General features: G+C 72.0%; 13 protein-coding genes. 6 read left to right on the top strand and 7 right to left on the bottom strand.

The window, feature by feature from the left end:
- Positions 1-65 precede the first annotated feature (65 nt).
- The gene (locus ACX25U_RS25925) at positions 66-1,427 is read right to left on the bottom strand and encodes a glutamine synthetase family protein (protein WP_454383503.1); all 1,362 of its coding nucleotides are present in this window, start codon (positions 1,425-1,427) and stop codon (positions 66-68) included.
- A 331-nt stretch (positions 1,428-1,758) separates the two neighbouring features.
- Here ACX25U_RS25925 and ACX25U_RS25920 point away from each other — a divergent pair, with 331 nt between their 5' ends.
- The gene (locus ACX25U_RS25920; RefSeq protein ID WP_454383501.1) at positions 1,759-2,958 is read left to right on the top strand and encodes a globin domain-containing protein; all 1,200 of its coding nucleotides are present in this window, start codon (positions 1,759-1,761) and stop codon (positions 2,956-2,958) included.
- 49 nt (positions 2,959-3,007) lie between these two features.
- Here ACX25U_RS25920 and ACX25U_RS25915 read toward each other — a convergent pair whose 3' ends face one another.
- Positions 3,008-3,451 (bottom strand): RrF2 family transcriptional regulator, encoded by a 444-nt coding sequence (locus ACX25U_RS25915; protein ID WP_454383500.1) that lies wholly within the window; start codon positions 3,449-3,451, stop codon positions 3,008-3,010.
- A 389-nt stretch (positions 3,452-3,840) separates the two neighbouring features.
- On the opposite strand from ACX25U_RS25915, the gene ACX25U_RS25910 reads away from it, so the two are divergent.
- On the top strand, positions 3,841-5,781 hold the full coding sequence (locus tag ACX25U_RS25910) for a S53 family peptidase (RefSeq protein WP_454383498.1): 1,941 nt from the start codon (positions 3,841-3,843) through the stop codon (positions 5,779-5,781).
- 121 nt (positions 5,782-5,902) lie between these two features.
- On the top strand, positions 5,903-7,657 hold the full coding sequence (locus ACX25U_RS25905; protein ID WP_454383497.1) for an NAD+ synthase: 1,755 nt from the start codon (positions 5,903-5,905) through the stop codon (positions 7,655-7,657).
- Positions 7,658-7,661: 4 nt separating this feature from the next.
- On the opposite strand, the gene ACX25U_RS25900 is transcribed toward ACX25U_RS25905, so the two are convergent.
- From ACX25U_RS25900 to ACX25U_RS25890, 3 genes are all read right to left on the bottom strand, one after another.
- Positions 7,662-8,714 carry an endonuclease/exonuclease/phosphatase family protein gene (locus ACX25U_RS25900; protein ID WP_454383495.1) on the bottom strand — a complete coding sequence of 351 codons (1,053 nt, stop codon included), beginning with the start codon at positions 8,712-8,714 and terminating at the stop codon, positions 7,662-7,664.
- Between the two features lie 176 nt (positions 8,715-8,890).
- Positions 8,891-9,517, bottom strand: coding sequence for a TetR/AcrR family transcriptional regulator (locus ACX25U_RS25895; RefSeq protein ID WP_454383493.1), 627 nt, complete (start codon positions 9,515-9,517; stop codon positions 8,891-8,893).
- A 67-nt stretch (positions 9,518-9,584) separates the two neighbouring features.
- Positions 9,585-11,183, bottom strand: a complete 1,599-nt coding sequence (locus ACX25U_RS25890; protein WP_454383491.1) for an MFS transporter — start codon at positions 11,181-11,183, stop codon at positions 9,585-9,587.
- Between the two features lie 190 nt (positions 11,184-11,373).
- Between ACX25U_RS25890 and panB the strand changes: the two genes are divergently transcribed.
- The 3 genes from panB (at position 11,374) to ACX25U_RS25875 (ending at position 14,335) form a co-directional block, all read left to right on the top strand.
- A complete protein-coding gene (gene panB, locus ACX25U_RS25885) occupies positions 11,374-12,240 on the top strand; it encodes a 3-methyl-2-oxobutanoate hydroxymethyltransferase (RefSeq protein WP_454383489.1) in 867 nt (288 codons plus the stop codon).
- Positions 12,241-12,455: 215 nt separating this feature from the next.
- On the top strand, positions 12,456-13,469 hold the full coding sequence (locus ACX25U_RS25880; RefSeq protein ID WP_454383487.1) for an ATP-binding cassette domain-containing protein: 1,014 nt from the start codon (positions 12,456-12,458) through the stop codon (positions 13,467-13,469).
- A complete protein-coding gene (locus ACX25U_RS25875; RefSeq protein WP_454383485.1) occupies positions 13,466-14,335 on the top strand; it encodes an ABC transporter permease in 870 nt (289 codons plus the stop codon). Before ACX25U_RS25880 ends, ACX25U_RS25875 begins: the two co-directional genes overlap by 4 nt.
- Before the next feature lie 34 nt (positions 14,336-14,369).
- Here the strand turns inward: ACX25U_RS25875 and ACX25U_RS25870 are convergent, their stop codons facing one another.
- The gene (locus tag ACX25U_RS25870; protein ID WP_454383483.1) at positions 14,370-17,969 is read right to left on the bottom strand and encodes an AfsR/SARP family transcriptional regulator; all 3,600 of its coding nucleotides are present in this window, start codon (positions 17,967-17,969) and stop codon (positions 14,370-14,372) included.
- Between the two features lie 14 nt (positions 17,970-17,983).
- Positions 17,984-18,421 (bottom strand): DUF6578 domain-containing protein, encoded by a 438-nt coding sequence (locus ACX25U_RS25865; protein ID WP_454383481.1) that lies wholly within the window; start codon positions 18,419-18,421, stop codon positions 17,984-17,986.
- Positions 18,422-18,434 lie beyond the last annotated feature (13 nt).

Here is an 18,434-nt window from a genome sequence, read left to right as displayed (position 1 = left end):
GGCCGACGGCGCACAGCCGCCGGCCCCTTGCGTCCGATCAGCGGGAGACCCGCCCCGGCCCGCGCTTACAGCACCGGCAGGTTCTTCTTCAGCTCGAAGGCCGTGACCTCCGAGCGGTACTCCTCCCACTCCTGGCGCTTGTTGCGCAGGAAGAAGTCGAAGACGTGTTCGCCCAGGGTTTCGGCGACCAGGTCGCTGGCCTCCATGAGGGTCAGGGCCTCGCCGAGGTTCTGCGGGAGGGGGTCGATGCCCATGGCGCGGCGCTCGGCGTTGGACAGGGCCCAGACGTCGTCCTCGGCGCCGGGCGGGAGCTCGTAGCCCTCCTCGATGCCCTTCAGGCCGGCGGCCAGCAGGACGGCGTAGGCGAGGTAGGGGTTGGCGCCGGAGTCGAGGGAGCGGAACTCCACGCGCACGGAGCCCATCTTGCCGGGCTTGTACATCGGGACGCGGACCAGGGCCGAGCGGTTGTTGTGGCCCCAGCAGATGTACGAGGGGGCCTCGCCGCCGGCGCCCGCGGTGCGCTCGGAGCCGCCCCAGATGCGTTTGTAGGAGTTGACCCACTGGTTGGTGACCGCGGCGATCTCGGCGGCGTGGCGGAGGATACCCGCGATGAAGGAGCGGCCCACCTTCGACAGCTGGTACTCCGCGCCGGACTCGTAGAACGCGTTCCGGTCGCCCTCGAACAGGGACAGGTGCGAGTGCATGCCGGAGCCCGGGTACTCCGAGAACGGCTTCGGCATGAAGGTCGCCTGCAGGCCCTGCTCCAACGCGACCTGCTTCATGATCAGGCGGAACGTCATGATGTTGTCCGCGGTGGACAGCGCGTCGGCGTACCGCAGGTCGATCTCCTGCTGCCCCGGCGCGCCCTCGTGGTGGGAGAACTCCACCGAGATGCCCATCGACTCCAGCATGGTGATCGCCTGGCGGCGGAAGTCCATCCCGACGGCCTGCGGGGTGTGGTCGAAGTAGCCGGAGTTGTCGGCGGGGGTGGGGCGTGAGCCGTCCAGCGGGCGGTCCTTGAGCAGGAAGAACTCGATCTCCGGGTGGGTGTAGAAGGTGAACCCCAGGTCGGAGGTGCGGGCCAGGGCGCGCTTGAGGACGTAGCGCGGGTCCGCGAAGGACGGGGAGCCGTCCGGCATGAGGATGTCGCAGAACATGCGGGCCGTGCCGGGGGCCTCGGCGCGCCAGGGCAGGATCTGGAACGTGGACGGGTCGGGCTTGGCGATCATGTCGGACTCGTAGACCCGGGCGAAGCCCTCGATGGCGGACCCGTCGAAGCCGATGCCCTCGTCGAAGGCCTGCTCCAGCTCGGCGGGGGCCACGGCCACGGACTTGAGGAAGCCGAGCACGTCGGTGAACCACAGGCGCACGAACCGGATGTCACGCTCCTCCAACGTCCGGAGCACGAACTCCTGCTGCTTGTCCATCTTCCGCTTCCCCATCCTTGCTGGTCAGGCCACCTGTGTCCGCGTGCCGCGGGAGGCGGTCGGGCACCTGTGCAGCATCCCACCACAGCGGTGTTTCGCGCGCGTTGCGGACCCCTCCCGCCCGGCCGTCGCGGGCCCGGACGCCCCGCGTACGGCGGGTGCACCGCCCTCTCGCTCATCTTGCCCCCTGAGCGGCGTTCCCGTAATGGCCGAACTCTTTCTCACGTGATCGAGACCACGCCCGTTTAATTTGCATATCAAATGCAAGTTTCAATACCGTTTCGATCAGTCGAGCGATCGAGCAATCCGATCGAGCCTTCGAGGAGCCACCATGCTGTCCGAGCAGTCAGCAGCCACCGTCCGCGCCACCCTCCCCGCCGTCGGCGCGGCCATCGGTGAGATCACCGAGCGCTTCTACGCCCGATTGTTCGAGGCCCACCCCGAGCTGCTGCGCGACCTGTTCAACCGCGGCAACCAGGCCGCCGGCACGCAGAAGCAGGCGCTGGCCGGCTCCATCGCCGCCTTCGCGACGTACCTGGTGAACAACCCCGACCAGCGGCCCGACCTGATGCTGCAGCGCATCGCCCACAAGCACGCCTCGCTGGGCGTCGTCCCGGAGCAGTACCCGATCGTCCACGAGCACCTGTTCGCCGCCATCGCCGAGATCCTCGGTGACGCGGTCACCCCCGAGGTCGCCGCCGCCTGGACCGAGGTCTACTGGCTGATGGCCAACGCCCTCATCGCCATCGAGAAGCGGCTGTACGAGCAGAGCGAGCAGACCGGCTGGCGCGAGTGGGAGGTCGTCGAGCGGATCGAGGAGACCGCGGACGTGGCCACCTTCAAGCTCCGCCCGGCCGACGGCGGCCCTGTGCCCGGCTACCGCGCCGGACAGTACGTCTCGGTCGGCGTCAAGCTCGCGGACGGCGCCCGGCAGATCCGCCAGTACAGCCTGACCGCGGCGCCCGGTTCGCCGGTGCGGCAGTTCGCCGTCAAGCGGGTGGCCGGTGACGCCGCGACCCCCGACGGCGAGGTCTCGAACCACCTGCACGCACATGTGCGCGTGGGCGACGTCCTGCAGCTGTCCGCCCCGTACGGCGACCTCGTCCTCGAGGACACCGACGCACCGCTGCTGCTCGCCTCCGCCGGCATCGGCGTCACCCCGATGATCGCCATGCTGGACCAGCTCGCCCTCACCGGCCACAGCGCCCCGGTGACCGTGGTCCACGCCGACCGCTCCCCCGCCGCGCACGCGCTCCGCTCCGACCACGAGGCGTACGCCGCCAAGCTGGCGGACGCGCAGGCGGTCTTCTTCTACGAGCAGTACGACGAGGACGCGGCAGGCGCCGGGCGGCCCGGCCTGGTCGACCTCACCGACGTCGACGTCCCGGCCGGCACGCGCGCGTACCTGTGCGGCCCGCTCCCCTTCATGCGGGCGGTGCGCGAGCAGCTCCTCGCCAAGGGTGTGGCCCCGGCCGACATCCACTACGAGGTCTTCGGCCCGGACCTGTGGCTGGCCCAGACCGCGGTCTGACCGAACCGGCCGGCCTTTCCGTGTCATCGTGCGCGTCCGCTCAGGACGCTCAGGACGCCGCCCGGGCGCTGGGCAGTCCCAGCAGCAGCGGGCCCGTCGGGGCCGCGACCATGTCGGCGACCGTGAGGGGGTCGAGCGTGGCGTAGAAGGCTTCCTGGGCCCGGCGCAGAGCGCCGCGCAGGCGGCAGTCGGAGCTGAGGGGGCAGGGCGTGGTGCCGTCGCAGTCGGCGACGTCGCCCTCGCCCTCCAAGGACCGTACGAGCGCGCCGACCGAGGCGTTCCGGCCGGCCTCGGTGAGGCTCAGGCCGCCGCCGCGGCCGCGGCGGGCCGCGAGCAGCCCGCGGTGCTGGAGCTCGGCGACGACCTTCGCGGCATGCGTGTACGGCACGCCCATGTCCGCCGCGACCTCCCGGGTCGTGGGGTTGGACTCACCCGCGACGGCGAGCCGCATCAGGACGCGCAACGCCATGTCGGTGGAGCGCAGCAGCCGCATAGGGCCAGGGTAGATAATACGCATCCGGCGTTCAACTTATCGGCCGGGCCTCTCCCGCAGCGCTTTCGCCCCACTCCGTCGTGCGCGAGCGCACCCGCGACACCGAAGCGCGCCGGCCCGCTCGCCCGACGACCCGTCACCAGGGCGGCGAACGGGCCCGTTTGCGGCAAGGGCCCCTCTCACATCAGAACGAAAGCCGAAATTCACCTCTCCTGACGGTTACTTGGGTGTCTCTTGGCCTCCGCATTCCCCTGGCATGAACGGTTCATCGACAGAGTGGCCCTCGATCGTGTGATCCATTCACGGGCCGTACCGCCGCGGGCTCCACGCGGATCACGCGAGGCCAACCACTCATTGCGTCACATGCGATCCGCATCGCAGGGGGTTCTATGAGATCCAATCGCGCCATCGCGCGCGCCGGATTGAGCATGGCGGCGACACTGCCGATGCTCGCCGGCGCACTGGCGCTCGGCACGCCCGCGGCGCACGCCGCGGACCACCCGGCCCGTCACGCGCTCGCGGGCACCAAGCCCGTGTGGGCGACGGCCACGGCGGACAAGGGCGCCACCTCCGACAGCGCCCGCCTCGACGCCCGCGTGTACCTGGCCGGCCGGGACGCCGCCGGCCTCGCCGCGTACGCCGAGGCGGTCGCGGACCCGTCCTCGCCCCAGTACGGCGAGTACCTGACCGCCCAGCAGGCGCGGGCGCGCTTCGGCGCGACCGAGGCCCAGGTGGCCGCCGTCAAGTCGTGGCTGACGTCGGCGGGCCTGACGGTCACTTCCGTGACCCCGCACTACATCGCCGTCACCGGTGATGTCGCCGCCGCCGAGAAGGCGTTCGGCACCCAGCTGCACAACTTCGCCAAGGGCTCCAGGACCTACCGCGCCCCGGCGCGGGCGGCCTCGGTCCCGGCGTCCCTCGACGGCGCCGTGCTGACCGTCACCGGCCTGGACAACGCCCCGCACAAGGCGAAGCACAAGGGCCAACTTCCGCCGCCTGACGCCGTGTTCAGAAACTCCGGGCCGTTCTCCTCGTACTACGGCTCGAACATCGCGAGCACGCTGCCGTCCGCGTACGGCCAGAAGGTCCCGTACGCCGTCAAGGGCTACACCGGCAAGCAGCTGCGCTCCGCCTACGGCGCGGGCAAGTACACCGGCAAGGGTGTCCGCGTCGCCATCACCGACGCGTACGCCTCGCCGACCATCGCCTTCGACGCGGCCACCTACGCGAAGAAGAACGGTGACAAGGCCTGGAGGACGGGACAGCTGCGCCAGGTGCTCCCGGCCGGCTACACCAGGACGGAGGAGTGCGGGGCGGCCGGCTGGTACGGCGAGGAGACCCTGGACGTCGAGGCCGTGCACGCGGTCGCGCCCGACGCGGACGTCGTCTACGTGGGCGCCGCCTCCTGCTACGACGACGACCTGCTCGACTCGCTCAGCAAGATCGTCGACAACCACCTGGCCGACATCGTCTCCAACTCCTGGGGCGACATCGAGGCCAACGAGACGCCGGACGTCGCGGCCGCCTACGACCAGGTCTTCCAGTTCGGCGCGGTCGAGGGCATCGGCTTCTACTTCTCCTCCGGCGACGACGGCGACGAGGTCGCGGGCACCGGGACGAAGCAGGTCGACACTCCCGCCAACTCCGCCTGGGTGACCGCGGTCGGCGGCACCTCGCTGGCCGTCGGCAGGAACGACAAGTACCTGTGGGAGACCGGCTGGGGCACCCGGAAGGCCGCGCTGTCCGCGGACGGCAGGAGCTGGGTGGACTTCCCGGGCGCCTTCACCTCGGGCGCGGGCGGCGGCACCAGCAGGACCGTGCCGCAGCCGTACTACCAGAAGGGCGTCGTGCCGAAGGCACTGGCCAAGGCCAACAACGCCGCCGGCAACCGCGTCGTCCCGGACATCGCGGCGATCGCCGACCCGAACACCGGGTTCCTGGTGGGCCAGACGCAGACCTTCCCCGACGGGTCGCAGCGGTACGGCGAGTACCGCATCGGCGGCACCTCGCTGGCCGCGCCGGTCGTCGCGGCCGTCCAGGCCCTGGCCCAGGAGGCCCGCGGCGGCAAGGCGATCGGCTTCGCCAACCCGGCGATCTACGCCAAGTACGGCTCGAAGGTGTACCACGACGTGGTGGACCGGCCGACCGGCAGGGACCTCGCGGTCGCGCGCGTCGACTACGTCAACGGCTACGACGCCGCCGACGGTCTGAGCGTGTCCGTCCGCAGCCTCGGCAAGGACAGCTCGCTGAAGGCCGTCAAGGGCTACGACACCGTCACCGGCGTGGGTTCACCCGCGAAGGGCTACGTCGAGTCCTACCGCCGCCGCTGACCTCCGGCCGACGCGCGTGCGCCCGCTCCTCCCGCGGGAGGGGCGGGCGCACGCGCGGGCGTGGGGCGCCCCACAGCTTCGCGCCACCCCATCGTGTCGCTTTGACGATTACACTGGGCGCGTGCCTCAACTACGTCTCGCCCTGAACCAGATCGACTCGCGCGTCGGCGACCTCGCCCGGAACGCCGACACGATCGTCCGCTGGACCCGGGACTCCGCCGAGCGGGGAGCGCATCTCGTGGTGTTCCCGGAGATGGCGCTGACCGGGTACCCCGTGGAGGACCTGGCCCTCAGGTCGTCCTTCGTGGAGGCGTCCCGCGCCGCGCTGCGCGCTCTGGCCGCCCGGCTCGCCGAGGAGGGCCTCGGGGAGCTGCCGGTGCTCGTCGGCTACCTCGACCGCTGTGAGACCGCCCAGCCGAAGTACGGCATGCCGGCCGGCGCCCCGCAGAACGCGGCGGCGGTGCTGCACCGCGGCGAGGTGGTGCTGACCTTCGCCAAGCACCACCTGCCGAACTACGGCGTCTTCGACGAGTACCGCTACTTCGTGCCCGGCGACACCATGCCGGTGCTGCGGGTGCACGGCGTCGACGTCGCGCTCGTCATCTGCGAGGACCTGTGGCAGGACGGCGGCCGAGTGCCGGCCGCGCGCAGTGCGGGCGCCGGGCTGCTGGTCTCCGTCAACGCCTCGCCGTACGAGCGGCTGAAGGACGACACCCGCCTGGAGCTGGTCCGCAAGCGGGCCCAGGAGGCCGGCTGCACCACCGCCTACCTCGCCATGACCGGCGGGCAGGACGAGCTGGTCTTCGACGGCGACTCGATCGTGGTCGCCCCGGACGGCGAGGTGGTCGCGCGGGCGCCGCAGTTCGCGGAGCACCTGATGGTGCTGGACCTGGAGCTGCCGGCCGCCGCGGCGGACGCGCCCGGCGGCGTGGTCGACGACGGTCTGCGCATCGAACGCGTGGTGCTGTCCGAGGCGCCGGTGCCGGCCTACGAGCCCGAGCCGGCCGCCGGGTACGCCGCGCGCATGGACGACGACGAGGAGGTCTACACGGCGCTGGTCACGGGCCTGCGCGCGTACGTGCGCAAGAACGGTTTCCGGTCGGTCCTGATCGGGCTGTCCGGCGGTATCGACTCCGCGCTCGTCGCGGCGATCGCCTGCGACGCGGTGGGCGCCGAGAACGTGTACGGCATCTCCATGCCGTCCAAGTACTCCTCGGAGCACTCCAAGGACGACGCGGCCGAGCTGGCCCGGCGCACCGGCCTGAACTTCCGTACCGTCTCGATCGCGCCGATGTTCGACGCGTACATGGAATCCCTCGGCCTGACCGGCCTCGCGGAGGAGAACCTGCAGTCCCGGCTGCGCGGCACGCTGCTGATGGCGGTCTCCAACCAGGAGGGCCACATCGTGCTGGCGCCCGGCAACAAGTCGGAGCTGGCGGTGGGCTACTCGACGCTGTACGGCGACTCGGTGGGCGCCTACGGTCCGATCAAGGACGTGTACAAGACGTCGGTCTTCCGGCTGGCGAAGTGGCGCAACCGGGCCGCCGCCGAGCGGGGCGAGACCCCGCCGATCCCGGAGAACTCCATCACCAAGCCGCCGAGCGCGGAGCTGCGCCCCGGCCAGGTCGACACCGACTCCCTCCCGGACTACCCGGTGCTGGACGCGATCCTCGAGCTCTACGTCGACCGGGACAAGGGCGCGGACGTGATCGTCGCGGCCGGCTACGACCGGGAGCTGGTCACCAGGACGCTGCGGATGGTCGACAGGGCCGAGTACAAGCGCAGCCAGTACCCGCCGGGCACCAAGATCTCGGCGAAGGGCTTCGGCAAGGACCGCAGGCTGCCGATCACCAGCGGCTGGCGGGAGACCGCCTGACCGGTCAGGAGTCGTCGGCGGGCAGCTTCACGCGTGCCGCCACGGGCAGATGGTCGCTGCCCGTGCGCGGCAGCGTCCAGGAGCTCACCGGCTCCACTCCCCTGACCATGATCTGGTCGATCCGGGCCATCGGGAACGACGCCGGCCAGCTGAACCCGAACCCGTCGCCCACCGCGCCCTGGGTGGAACGCATCTGGGAGGTGACGGCGTTGAGCGAGCGGTCGTTCATCGTGCCGTTGAGGTCGCCGAGCAGGACCACCCTGGACAGCCGCTCGCCGGCGATCGCCTCGCCCAGCGCGTCCGCGCTCTCGTCGCGCTGCTGGGCGGTGAAGCCGGCGTGCATCTTCACCCGCACCGACGGCATGTGGGCGACGTACACAGCCACGGGCCCCTCGGGGGTGGTCACCGTGGCGCGCAGGGCGCGGGTCCAGCCGAGCTTGATGTCGACGGCCCGGACGCGGCTGATCGGGTACTTGCTCCACAGCCCGACGGTGCCCTCCACCGAGTGGTACTTGTACGTCGGGGCGAGCGCCCGCTCGTAGACCGGGACCGCGGACGCCTTCAGTTCCTCCAGGGCGAGCACGTCGGCGCCCGCGGCGGCCATCTCCCGGGCGGTGCCGGACGGGTCGGGGTTGTCGGCGTTGACGTTGTGCGTGGCGACCGTCAGATCGCCGCCGGTGCCGGCCTTGTCGGTGAGCAGCCCGCCGAACAGGTTCAGCCAGACGACCGCGGGCAGCAGCACCGCGATCAGCGCGGTCGCCGACCTGCGCGCCAGGGCGAGGGCCAGCAGCACCGGGACGAGCAGGCCCGCCCAGGGCAGGAAGGTCTCGGTGAGACTGCCGAGGTTGCCGATCCGGTTGGGGATGCGCGCGTGCAGTGCCATCACCAGGGCCAGGATCACCGCGAGTGCGGCGAGGAGGATGCCCCGGCGCCAGATCCGCGTGTCACCGCGCCAGCCGTCCAGGAAGCGGTGCGTCGCGCGCCGGAGCCGGTCCCCCCGGCGCTCGTTCCCCGAGCCGCCGTCCACCGTTTCCGTCACGTACGCCTGCTGCGCCATACCGTCGCCTCACTGCCTGCCGTGCACACCGTTCACCCCCGTGTTCTACGACCCTAGGGGATGATCGGCGTCGTTCCCGCCGTCTTCGACGGCCGTACTGGCACGAGGACGAGCGGGTGGGCGCGCGGGGTTCCTGCGACGGCTCCCGGAGGCGGGTCTGTAACGAAACGCGCACATTAGGACGGGGAACTGACGGGCCGTAGCCCCTCCAGCACCGCGTCCACGATCTGCTCCGACAGCCCCTCGGGCAGCTCGGTGTCGGGGCGCATCACGGCGCGCACCAGCATGGGGCCGACGATGATGTCGCTGAGCACGTCGACGTCGATGTCCGCGCGCAGCTCCCCGTCGCGCTGCCCGCGGCGCAGGACCTCGGTCTGGAGCCTGCGCCGCGGCTCGACGACGGTCGCGTGGTAGGCGGACCAGAGATTCGGGCTGCTCTTCATCTGGGCGTAGACGTTGAGCAGGATGGCGGAGGAGCGGCTGACCAGTCCGCGCCTGCGCAGCTGTTCGCAGATCGCCACGAGGTCGTCGCGCATGGAGGTCCCGGGCAGTTCCGGGTCGGGGGGCTCGGTGGCGCGTATGACGTCGACGAACAGCTCCTCCTTGCCGCGCCAGCGGCGGTAGATGGTGGCCTTGCCGACGCCCGCGGTGCGGGCGATGCGCTCCACGGAGAGTTCGGCGAGCGGCACGCCGTCCTCCAGGAGCTTCATCACGCCCTCGACGATGGCGCGTTCCAACGCCTCGCTCCGGGGCCGGCCCCGCACGGGGGCGTCGGAAGCGGTGTGGCTGTCGGCAAGGCTCACGTGGGCCGTCCTTTCGTCGTACCGGAAGATTGTCCTCTTCCCCCGGCTGCCCCCCGGCCGTCCCCGCCTACTCCACCGCCGCCACCAGCTCCTGCTCCTCCTCGCCCTCCCGGGGCGTGGACGGCTTGCCCGGCAGGAACACGGCCACCACGACCGCGCCGACGACCGCGACCACGGTGCCGCACAGCGCGGTGACGTGCATGGCGTGCAGGAAGGCGTCGTTGGCCGGGCTCACCAGGGCGTCACCGCGCGGGCCGAGCCTGGCGGCGATGCCGAGGGTGGCCTCGATGGACTCGCCGGCCTTGCCGCGCAGTCCGGCCGGGAGCAGGCCGAGCTTGTCCTCGATGCCGTTGCGGTACGCCGCCGAGAGCACCGAGCCGAGCACGGCGATGCCGAGCGCGCCGCCGACCTGGCGGAAGGTGTTGCTCAGCGCGGAGGCCGAGCCGGCCTTCTCACGGGGCAGGGCCTGCATGATGACGACGCTGGTCGGCGTCATGATGTGCGCCATGCCGGTGCCCATGAGGAAGAAGACGGCCTCCAGCATCCAGATCGGCGTGTCGGCATCGAGGCCGGCGAAGGCGGCCAGCATGGCGGCGAGCAGGAGCAGACCGGCCGTGGTGGTGGCCTTGTTGCCGAAGCGGTCGACGACCAGCCGGGCCCTCGGCGCGAAGATCATCTGTGCGGCGGCCAGCGGCAGCATCAGCAGACCGGACTGAAGCGGCGTGTAGCCGCGCACGCTCTGCATGTAGAACACCGAGAAGAACGTCACGCCCATCAGCGCGAAGAACACCAGTGCGATGGCGGCCATGGCGGCCGAGAAGACCTTGTTCTTGAAGTAGGTGACGTCCAGGGACGGGTGGTCGCTGCGCTTTTCGAACCACACGAAGGCCGTGAGGACGACCAGGCCCGCCACGATCGTCGACAGCACGGTGGGATCGGTGAAGTCGGCGAGCTCGCCGCCCTTGATGATGCCGTAGACGAGCAGGACCAGGCCGACCACGGACAGCACGACGCCGACCGGGTCGACGCGGCCGGGCCGCGGGTCGCGGGAGTCGGGCACCAGCCACACCATCAGCGCCACCGCGACGATCACGATGGGCACGTTGATGAGGAACACCGAGCCCCACCAGAAGTGGTCGAGCAGCAGACCACCGGTGATCGGGCCGATGGCGATGGCCAGGCCCACGCCGCCGGCCCAGATGCCGATGGCCTTGGGCTGCTCCTCGCGCTCGAAGACGTTCATGAGGACGGCGAGGGTGGCCGGCATGACGAAGGCGGCACCGAGGGCCATCAGGGCGCGGTAGGCGATGAGCTCGCCCGGCGAGCCGGACTCGGCGGCCAGCGCGGACCCGAACCCGAACACCACGAGGCCGGCCAGCAGAACCTTCTTGCGGCCGACGCGGTCGCCGATGAGCCCGGCGGTGAACAGCAGACCCGCGAAGACGAGCGTGTAGGCGTTGATCGCCCACTCCAGCTCACTCTGCGTGGCACCCAGTCCGGTCGGGGCCGGGGTGGAGATCGTCTTGATGGCGACGTTCAGGATCGAGTTGTCGAGCACCACGATCAGCAGGCTCAGCATCAGCACGCCGAGGATCGCCCAGCGGCGGCGGTGCACCGCTTCCGGAATCCGGGAGCCGCGACTGGCGTTGTCGGCAGGAGTAGTCATGGTGCGAGCCTAGGCCTCTTCCGATACGAGACCGTCTCGTATCGTAAATCTTTTACCCGGTTCTTACGCCCCCTTACCGAGACGTTGCGCACACGAGCGCCCTATGGCTCGAACTGGCACGAGGTGCCACCATGGGAGGGATCCGGGGACGCCGTCAGGGCGCCTCGAGATGACTGAAGGAGCCGTTGCCATGACGCAGCTTTCGGCTGCCCAGACGAAGCCCTCCGACAGCAGCAAAGCGCTGTACGGGGGCAAGGGCACCCGTCGCATCACCGTCCGCGACATCGCTCTCGCCAAGGAACGCGGCGAGAAGTGGCCCATGCTCACCGCCTACGACGCCATGACCGCCTCCGTCTTCGACGAGGCCGGCATCCCGGTGATGCTGGTGGGCGACTCCGCGGGCAACTGCCACCTCGGGTACGACACGACCGTACCCGTCACCCTCGACGAGATGACCATGCTGTCCGCCGCGGTCGTACGGGGCACGCACCGCGCCCTGATCGTCGGCGACCTCCCCTTCGGCTCCTACCAGGAGGGCCCGGTGCAGGCGCTGCGCTCGGCGACCCGGCTGGTGAAGGAGGCGGGCGTCGGCGCCGTGAAGCTGGAGGGCGGCGAGCGGTCGCACGAGCAGATCCGGCTCCTGGTGGAGTCCGGCATCCCGGTCATGGCCCACATCGGTCTGACCCCGCAGTCCGTCAACGCCATGGGCTACCGCGTCCAGGGACGCGGCGAGGAGGCGGCGGCGCAGCTGCTGCGGGACGCGAAGGCCGTGCAGGACGCGGGCGCGTTCGCGGTCGTGCTGGAGCTGGTGCCGGCGGAGCTGGCGGCCGAGGTGACGCGTGTGCTGCACATCCCGACCGTCGGCATCGGCGCCGGTCCTCAGACGGACGCGCAGGTCCTGGTGTGGACCGACATGCTCGGGCTGACGGGTGGGCGCGTGCCGAAGTTCGTCAAGAAGTACGCGGATCTGCGGCAGGTCATGGGCGATGCGGCCAAGGCCTTCGCGGAGGACGTGGTCGGGGGGACGTTCCCGCTGGAGGAGCACTCGGTCCACTGAGCCACTGCGGTACCAGCCGGCCCCGCCGATCTTCCCCCGTCGGCGGGGCCGGCCCTTTTTGCGCCTGAACCGGCACCGCTCTCGCGGAGGTGGTGCTCGCCGTCGTGGTGGCTCGATCGATGGTTGCGGTGCTCGTCGGGGGTGTGTCGGTGCTGTCGGTTGCCTGTCGGTTGCCTGTCGGTGATTTGTCGGTGGTGGCTGACACCGTTTCCGTCATGACACCAAACGACACGAAACCCAGTGCCGTGACCGTGCGGGGGCTGGTCAAGCACTACGGCGAGACCAGGGCGCTGGACGGTGTGGACCTGGACGTGCGCGAGGGCACCGTGATGGGTGTGCTCGGGCCGAACGGGGCCGGCAAGACCACCCTCGTGCGCATCCTGTCCACTCTGCTGGTCCCGGACGCCGGCCGGGCGACCGTCGCCGGCTACGACGTCGTACGGCAGCCCCGGCAGCTGCGCCGGGTGATCGGGCTGACCGGGCAGTACGCCTCCGTCGACGAGAAGCTGCCCGGCTGGGAGAACCTGTACCTGATCGGCCGGCTGCTCGACCTGCCCCGCAAGGAGGCCCGCGCCCGCGCCGACGAGCTGCTGGAGCGGTTCTCGCTCACCGAGGCCGCGCGGCGGCCGGCACGTACGTACTCCGGCGGCATGCGGCGGCGGCTGGACCTGGCCGCCTCGATGATCGGGCGGCCCGCCGTCCTCTACCTGGACGAGCCGACCACGGGACTCGACCCCCGTACCCGCAACGAGGTGTGGGACGAGGTCAAGGCGATGGTCGGGGACGGGGTCACCGTCCTGCTGACCACCCAGTACATGGAGGAGGCCGAGCAGCTGGCCTCCGAGCTGACCGTCGTCGACCGCGGCAGGGTCATCGCGAACGGGGCCATCGAGGAGCTCAAGGCGAAGGTCGGCGGGCGCACCCTGCGCGTGCAGCCGGCCGATCCGCTTCAGCTGCGCCCGCTGGCCGGGATGCTCGACGAGCTGGGCATCACCGGGCTCGCCGCGACGACCGTGGACACCGGGACCGGCTCCCTGCTGGTGCCGATCCTCAGCGACGAGCAGCTGACCGCCGTGGTCGGCGCGGTCACCGCGCGCGGTATCACGATCTCCTCCATCACCACCGAACTGCCCAGCCTGGACGAGGTGTTCCTGTCCCTCACCGGCCACCGCGCCAGTGCCCCGCAGGACGCCCGGCCCGCCGACTCCCGCGAGGAGGTCGCCGTATGAGCGCCCACCCGTCGCCCACCACCCTGAACGAGGCGCTTCGCGCCGCCCCTTCCGGTGTCACCACCACCCCGGGCCTCCAGGCCGACGCCCGGATCCCGCTGCGCGCCCATCTGCGGCACACCGGCGCGCTGGTCCGCCGCAATCTGCTGTGGATCCGCCAGGACCCGGAGTCGATGTTCGACGCGATCCTGTTCCCGGTGATCTTCACGCTGCTGTTCGTGTACGTCTTCGGCGGCTCGATCGGGCAGTCCCTGGGCGGCGGGCGGGAGCAGTACGTGCAGTACATCGTGCCCGGCCTGATGGCCATGATGGGGATGAACCTGTCCCAGAGCGTGGGCACCGGCTTCAACCAGGACTTCAACTCCGGTGTCATGGACCGCTTCCGGTCCCTGCCCATCGGGCGCGGCTCGGTGCTGTTCGCCAAGATCTCCGTCGAGCTGGTGCGGATGCTCATCGCGACGACGATTCTGATGGTCGTCGGCGTCGCCGTCGGCTTCGACATCGAGAACTGGCCCGGCCTGTTCGCCGCCGTGGGACTGTCCGCGGTGTTCGGCTCGGCGCTGATGTGGGTGTTCCTCACGCTCGGCGTGGTGATGAAGAACGCGCAGTCCGTGCAGGCGATGGGCTTCCTGGTGCTGATGCCGCTGCAGTTCGGCTCGTCCATCTTCGCGCCGCCCGGGACGATGCCGGGCTGGCTGCGGACGTTCACCGAGTACAACCCGCTGTCCACCCTCGCGGACAGCGCCCGCGGACTGATGACGCACGGCCCGGTCGCGCACAGCCTGTGGCTGACACTGGCCTGGTCGGCGGGGATCACCGCGGTGATGGCGCCGGTCGCGATCCACAAGTTCCGCACCAAGACCTGACCGTGACCTGACCGTACGGCTCCGGTCGGGCGCGTCAGACCAGGGCGGCGGCCTCCTGCGGGGTGAGGCCGCCGCCCTCCGCGTACGCGGCCTCGTACGCCTCCTCGCCGAGCACGGCACGGATGCGGGCGACCGCCTGGCCGTGGACGTGGCGTTCCAGGGACGAGGGCACGTGCCGGGGCGGCAGCAGGGCGTCGGCGGCGCCGAGGCAGCGGGCGGCGTCCCGGGCACGGCGTCCGCCGTCCGCGCCGGCGACGGCCAGGGCGCCGATGGTCAGGTACGCCGAGCGCATATGGGGCGCGATGGCCTGGGACAGCGGGTCCTGGGCCCGCTCCAGTGCCCGGCGGGACTTGTCCAGGGCGTCCTCGTAGCGGCCGTCCGCCGCGTCCACCCAGGCCTCCGCGCCGAGGATGAAGGCGTCGAAGACGGCGAAGTGGGAGATGCCGAACTCATCGCGCAGCAACCGTAGTTGCTCGCGCGCCTCGGAGATGCGGCCGGTCATGCTGAGCCAGCCGGCGAGGAAGATACGGGAGGCGGGCATGGCCTCGTTGGGGATGGTCTCCCGCTGGGCGATGACCTCGCGCAGCATCGCCTCGCCCTCTTCGGCCTCGCCCGCCTCCAGCAGGGCGCCGCCGAGGCGGACGTTGAGGACGGCGATCTGGGCGTGGGCGCCGAGGCGTTCGGCGTGCTCGATGGCCGCGCGGTAGTCGGCGGCGGCCGCCAGGTGGGCGCCGGTGCGCTCGTGGGCCTCCGCGCGCGCGGAGAGAGCCTCCGCGGTGCCCCAGACGTCCCCGAGGCGGCGGAAGATCTCCAGTGACTCGTCGGCGTCCCGGCCCGCGTCCCCGGCCCAGTCGGTGCGGTTGGCCAGCAGGTTGGCGCGCCACTGGAGGCAGTGGGCGAGCTCCCACTCGAATCCCGGGGTACTGCGGCAGGTGCGTACGGCGGCGTCGATGACCTCGCGCAGGCGCTGCACGTCGCCGGTCAGCATCACCGCGAGGAGCCAGAGCATGCCGGGGTTGCGGCAGGTCTGCGGCATACCGGGCTCGTAGACCTCGGTGATGACGCACAGCTTGCGTTTCGCCTCCGGGGACTGCCAGGCGTCCAGCTCAGTGTCCATGCAGGCCAGGTGGACCAGGTGCAGACCCCGGCGGGCCTCGGCGAGGATCTCGCCGGTCAACGGCGGCGGGACGTCCGTGCACCGCTGCCACACCGGTGCGGCGCGCCGCACCGGCTCGGTGAAGGGGTCGGGGCCGAGCGCCATGACCTCGGCGCACCAGGTGCGGGCCTCGATGCGCACGTCGCGCAGGTGCCAGTACCCGGCGAGCGACAGGATCAGGCACAGCCCCTCCTGCTCGTCGCGTGCGGCGACGGCATAGCGCAGGGCGGTGCGCAGGTTCTCGTGCTCCCGCTCGAGCTTGTCGATGGCGGCGCGCTGGCCGGGGCCACGCAGCAACGGGTCGGTGGTGCGGGCGAGTTCGCGGTAGTACGTCAGGTGGGCGCGCTCGGTCTCCGTGCGGCCGCCGGCCTCGTCGAGCCGTTCGCCGGCGTACTCGGCGACGGTCTCCAGGAGCCGGTAGCGCATCTCGCCGTCGGCGGCGGGGGCGGCCACCACGAGGGACTTGTCGACGAGGGAGGCGAGGGCGTCGAAGGCGGCGGGCCCGCACACGGCCTCGGCGGCGGCCAGGTCGCAGCCGCCGGCGAAGACGGACAGCCGGCTCAGCACGTCCCGCTCGTCCTCGTCGAGCAGGTCCCAGGACCAGTCGACGACGGCCCGCAGGGTCTGCTGGCGGGGCAGCACGGTACGGCTGCCGGAGGTGAGCAGGCGGAAGCGGTCGTCGAGCCGGTCGGCGATCTGGCGCGGGGTCAGCATCCGCAGCCGGGCGGCGGCGAGTTCGATGGCGAGCGGCAGGCCGTCCAGGCGCCGGCAGATCTCGGCGCAGGCGACGACGGTGTCCTCGTCGGCGTCGACACGGAAACCGGGCCGTACGGCGGCCCCCCGGTCGGCGAGCAGCCGCAGTGCGACCGGCTCGGGCAGCGGCTCCACCGGCCGCAGCACCTCACCCGGTATGCCGAGGGGTTCCCGGCTGGTGGCCAGCACGGTGAGGTGCGGGCAGCGGGCGAGCAGTTCCTCGACGAGGCGGGCCGCCGCGTCGACGACGTGCTCACAGTTGTCGAGCAGGAGCAGCATGCGGCGCCGTGCGCAGTGGTCGACGAGCCGCCCCACGGGGTCGTCGTGCTGGTCGGCGATCGCCGCCCGCATCTCCTCGGCTCCGGCGCCGTACAGCACGGTCTCGCGGGCTCCCACGGCCGTGAGCACGGCCTCGGGTACGGCTCCGGCGTCGTCGACGGGAGCGAGCTCGGCCAGCCACACCCCGTCCCGCACCGCCGGCCGCACGGCCTCCGCGGCCTCCTGCGACAGCCGCGTCTTCCCGGCCCCGCCGGGCCCCAGCAACGTCACCAGCCGCGCGGCCCCGAGGTCGGCGCGGATCGCCTCGATGTCGGCCTCACGGCCGACGAAGGAGGTGAGGCGGGCGCGGAGGTTGCCGGGGGGCTGGAGGGCGGGGGTCCCGGCGGGCGCGGTGGGGTGCTCCCGCTCGCCTTCGGCGACGGTGCGGGCATGCACGGGGGCGCCGGCCACGGGTGCCGCCACGGGAAGACCGGAGAAGGCCGCCGGGGCGCCGGGCCCGCCGGCGGCGGGTGGTCCGGACGTCCCGTCGGCACGTGGTCCGGACACCCCGGCGAAGTCGCGCGCGGCGCCGCCGAAGCCACCGGCCGGGCCGGGCACTCCCCGCAGCGGCGCCGCACCGGCATCGGCGTGCCCGGCCCGTGGCGCCGCGCCCGCGCGCCCCTCACCAGCGGAACGCCGGCTGCCCGCCGAGGCGCCGAAACCACGCCCGTCCGGTTCGCCCGGCCGCAGCAACTCCCCGTGCAGCGCGCGCAGTCCATGCCCCGGGTCCGAGCCCAGCCGGTCGGCCAGCAGGCGCCGTACGTCCTCGTAGGCGGCCAGGGCCTCCGCCGTGCGGCCCGTGTCGCGCAGGGCGCGCAGGCGGAGGGCCTGGAGGGGTTCGTCCAGGGGATGGGTGTCGCACAGGGCGGTCAGCTCGGGCAGGGCCTGCTCGGCGTGGCCGAGGGCGAGGGCGGCGGTGAGGCGGGCCCGGCGTACGTCCAGGTGGCGGGTGTCCCAGCGGGCCGCCTCGGCGGTGCGGTCGGGCAGGTCGGCGAGGGCGGGGCCGCGCCACAGGGCGAGGGCGTCGTCGAGGACGACGGCGGCCTTGGCGGGGTCGCCGTCGGTCAGCGCGCGCAGGCCCTCGCCCGCCAGCCGTTCGAAGCGGTGCAGGTCGATGTCGTCCGCGGCGGTGGTGAGCCGGTAGCCGCCCTCCGCGGAGGCCACCGCGCCGGCACCGAGCGCCCGGCGCAGCCGCCCCACCAGCGCCTGGAGCGCGCCCGTGGCGTCGGCGGGCGGAGCGCCGTCCCACACCTCGTCGACCAGGACGCTCACCGGCACCGTACGGCCGGGCCGCAGGGCGAGCACGGTCAGCAGGGCACGCAACCGCGCCCCGCCGACCGGAACGAGGGTGCCGTCGGGGCGGAGCGCCTGAGCGGTGCCGAGGATGCGATAGCGCACGGGGTCCATTGTCTCCGGCGGTCTCACAGCCGGTCACGGGGTTCGAACGGCGCGGCGCCCGGCACGTCCAGCGCGACGAGGACTCCGGTCGCGACGCGCTCCCGGCGGGGTCCCGGCCCGGCCGACGGCTCGCCATGACCGAACCACCGCGGGCAGCTGTCGACGGTTTCGAGGGACACCTGCCCCGGCACGGGTTCGAAGGTGCGCGAGCCCGGCCCGGTCTCCTCGTACATCCGGCGCACCAGAAGGATCGCGCGGACCCGGCCCGTGGTCCGGGGCCACCCGTCGCCGTGCCACTCGGCCAGCAGCATCCCGCCGTACTTCTCCTCGTCGTGTCCCTCGCCCAGCACGTCCTCCGGGTCCACGGGCATCAACGGCCGGCCGACCTCCTCCCCCACGGAGAAGGGCGTGCCGCAGCACTCCATCTGCCAGCTCTCGTAGAACACCCAGCGCACTGCCATGGCCCCACCCTCC

This window comes from Streptomyces sp. JNUCC 63 (assembly GCF_054366325.1).
The sequence above is the reverse complement of the archived record's forward strand: the minus strand, read 5'-3'. Positions and strand labels throughout refer to the sequence as shown.

Coding starts and splice junctions, on each gene's coding strand:
- ACX25U_RS25925 (WP_454383503.1), bottom strand. CDS start 1,427: ATGGACAAGCAGCAGGAGTTCGTGCTCCGGACGTTGGAGGAGCGTGAC.
- ACX25U_RS25920 (WP_454383501.1), top strand. CDS start 1,759: ATGCTGTCCGAGCAGTCAGCAGCCACCGTCCGCGCCACCCTCCCCGCC.
- ACX25U_RS25915 (WP_454383500.1), bottom strand. CDS start 3,451: ATGCGGCTGCTGCGCTCCACCGACATGGCGTTGCGCGTCCTGATGCGG.
- ACX25U_RS25910 (WP_454383498.1), top strand. CDS start 3,841: ATGAGATCCAATCGCGCCATCGCGCGCGCCGGATTGAGCATGGCGGCG.
- ACX25U_RS25900 (WP_454383495.1), bottom strand. CDS start 8,714: ATGGCGCAGCAGGCGTACGTGACGGAAACGGTGGACGGCGGCTCGGGG.
- ACX25U_RS25890 (WP_454383491.1), bottom strand. CDS start 11,183: ATGACTACTCCTGCCGACAACGCCAGTCGCGGCTCCCGGATTCCGGAA.
- panB (WP_454383489.1), top strand. CDS start 11,374: ATGACGCAGCTTTCGGCTGCCCAGACGAAGCCCTCCGACAGCAGCAAA.
- ACX25U_RS25880 (WP_454383487.1), top strand. CDS start 12,456: ATGACACCAAACGACACGAAACCCAGTGCCGTGACCGTGCGGGGGCTG.
- ACX25U_RS25875 (WP_454383485.1), top strand. CDS start 13,466: ATGAGCGCCCACCCGTCGCCCACCACCCTGAACGAGGCGCTTCGCGCC.
- ACX25U_RS25870 (WP_454383483.1), bottom strand. CDS start 17,969: ATGGACCCCGTGCGCTATCGCATCCTCGGCACCGCTCAGGCGCTCCGC.
- ACX25U_RS25865 (WP_454383481.1), bottom strand. CDS start 18,421: ATGGCAGTGCGCTGGGTGTTCTACGAGAGCTGGCAGATGGAGTGCTGC.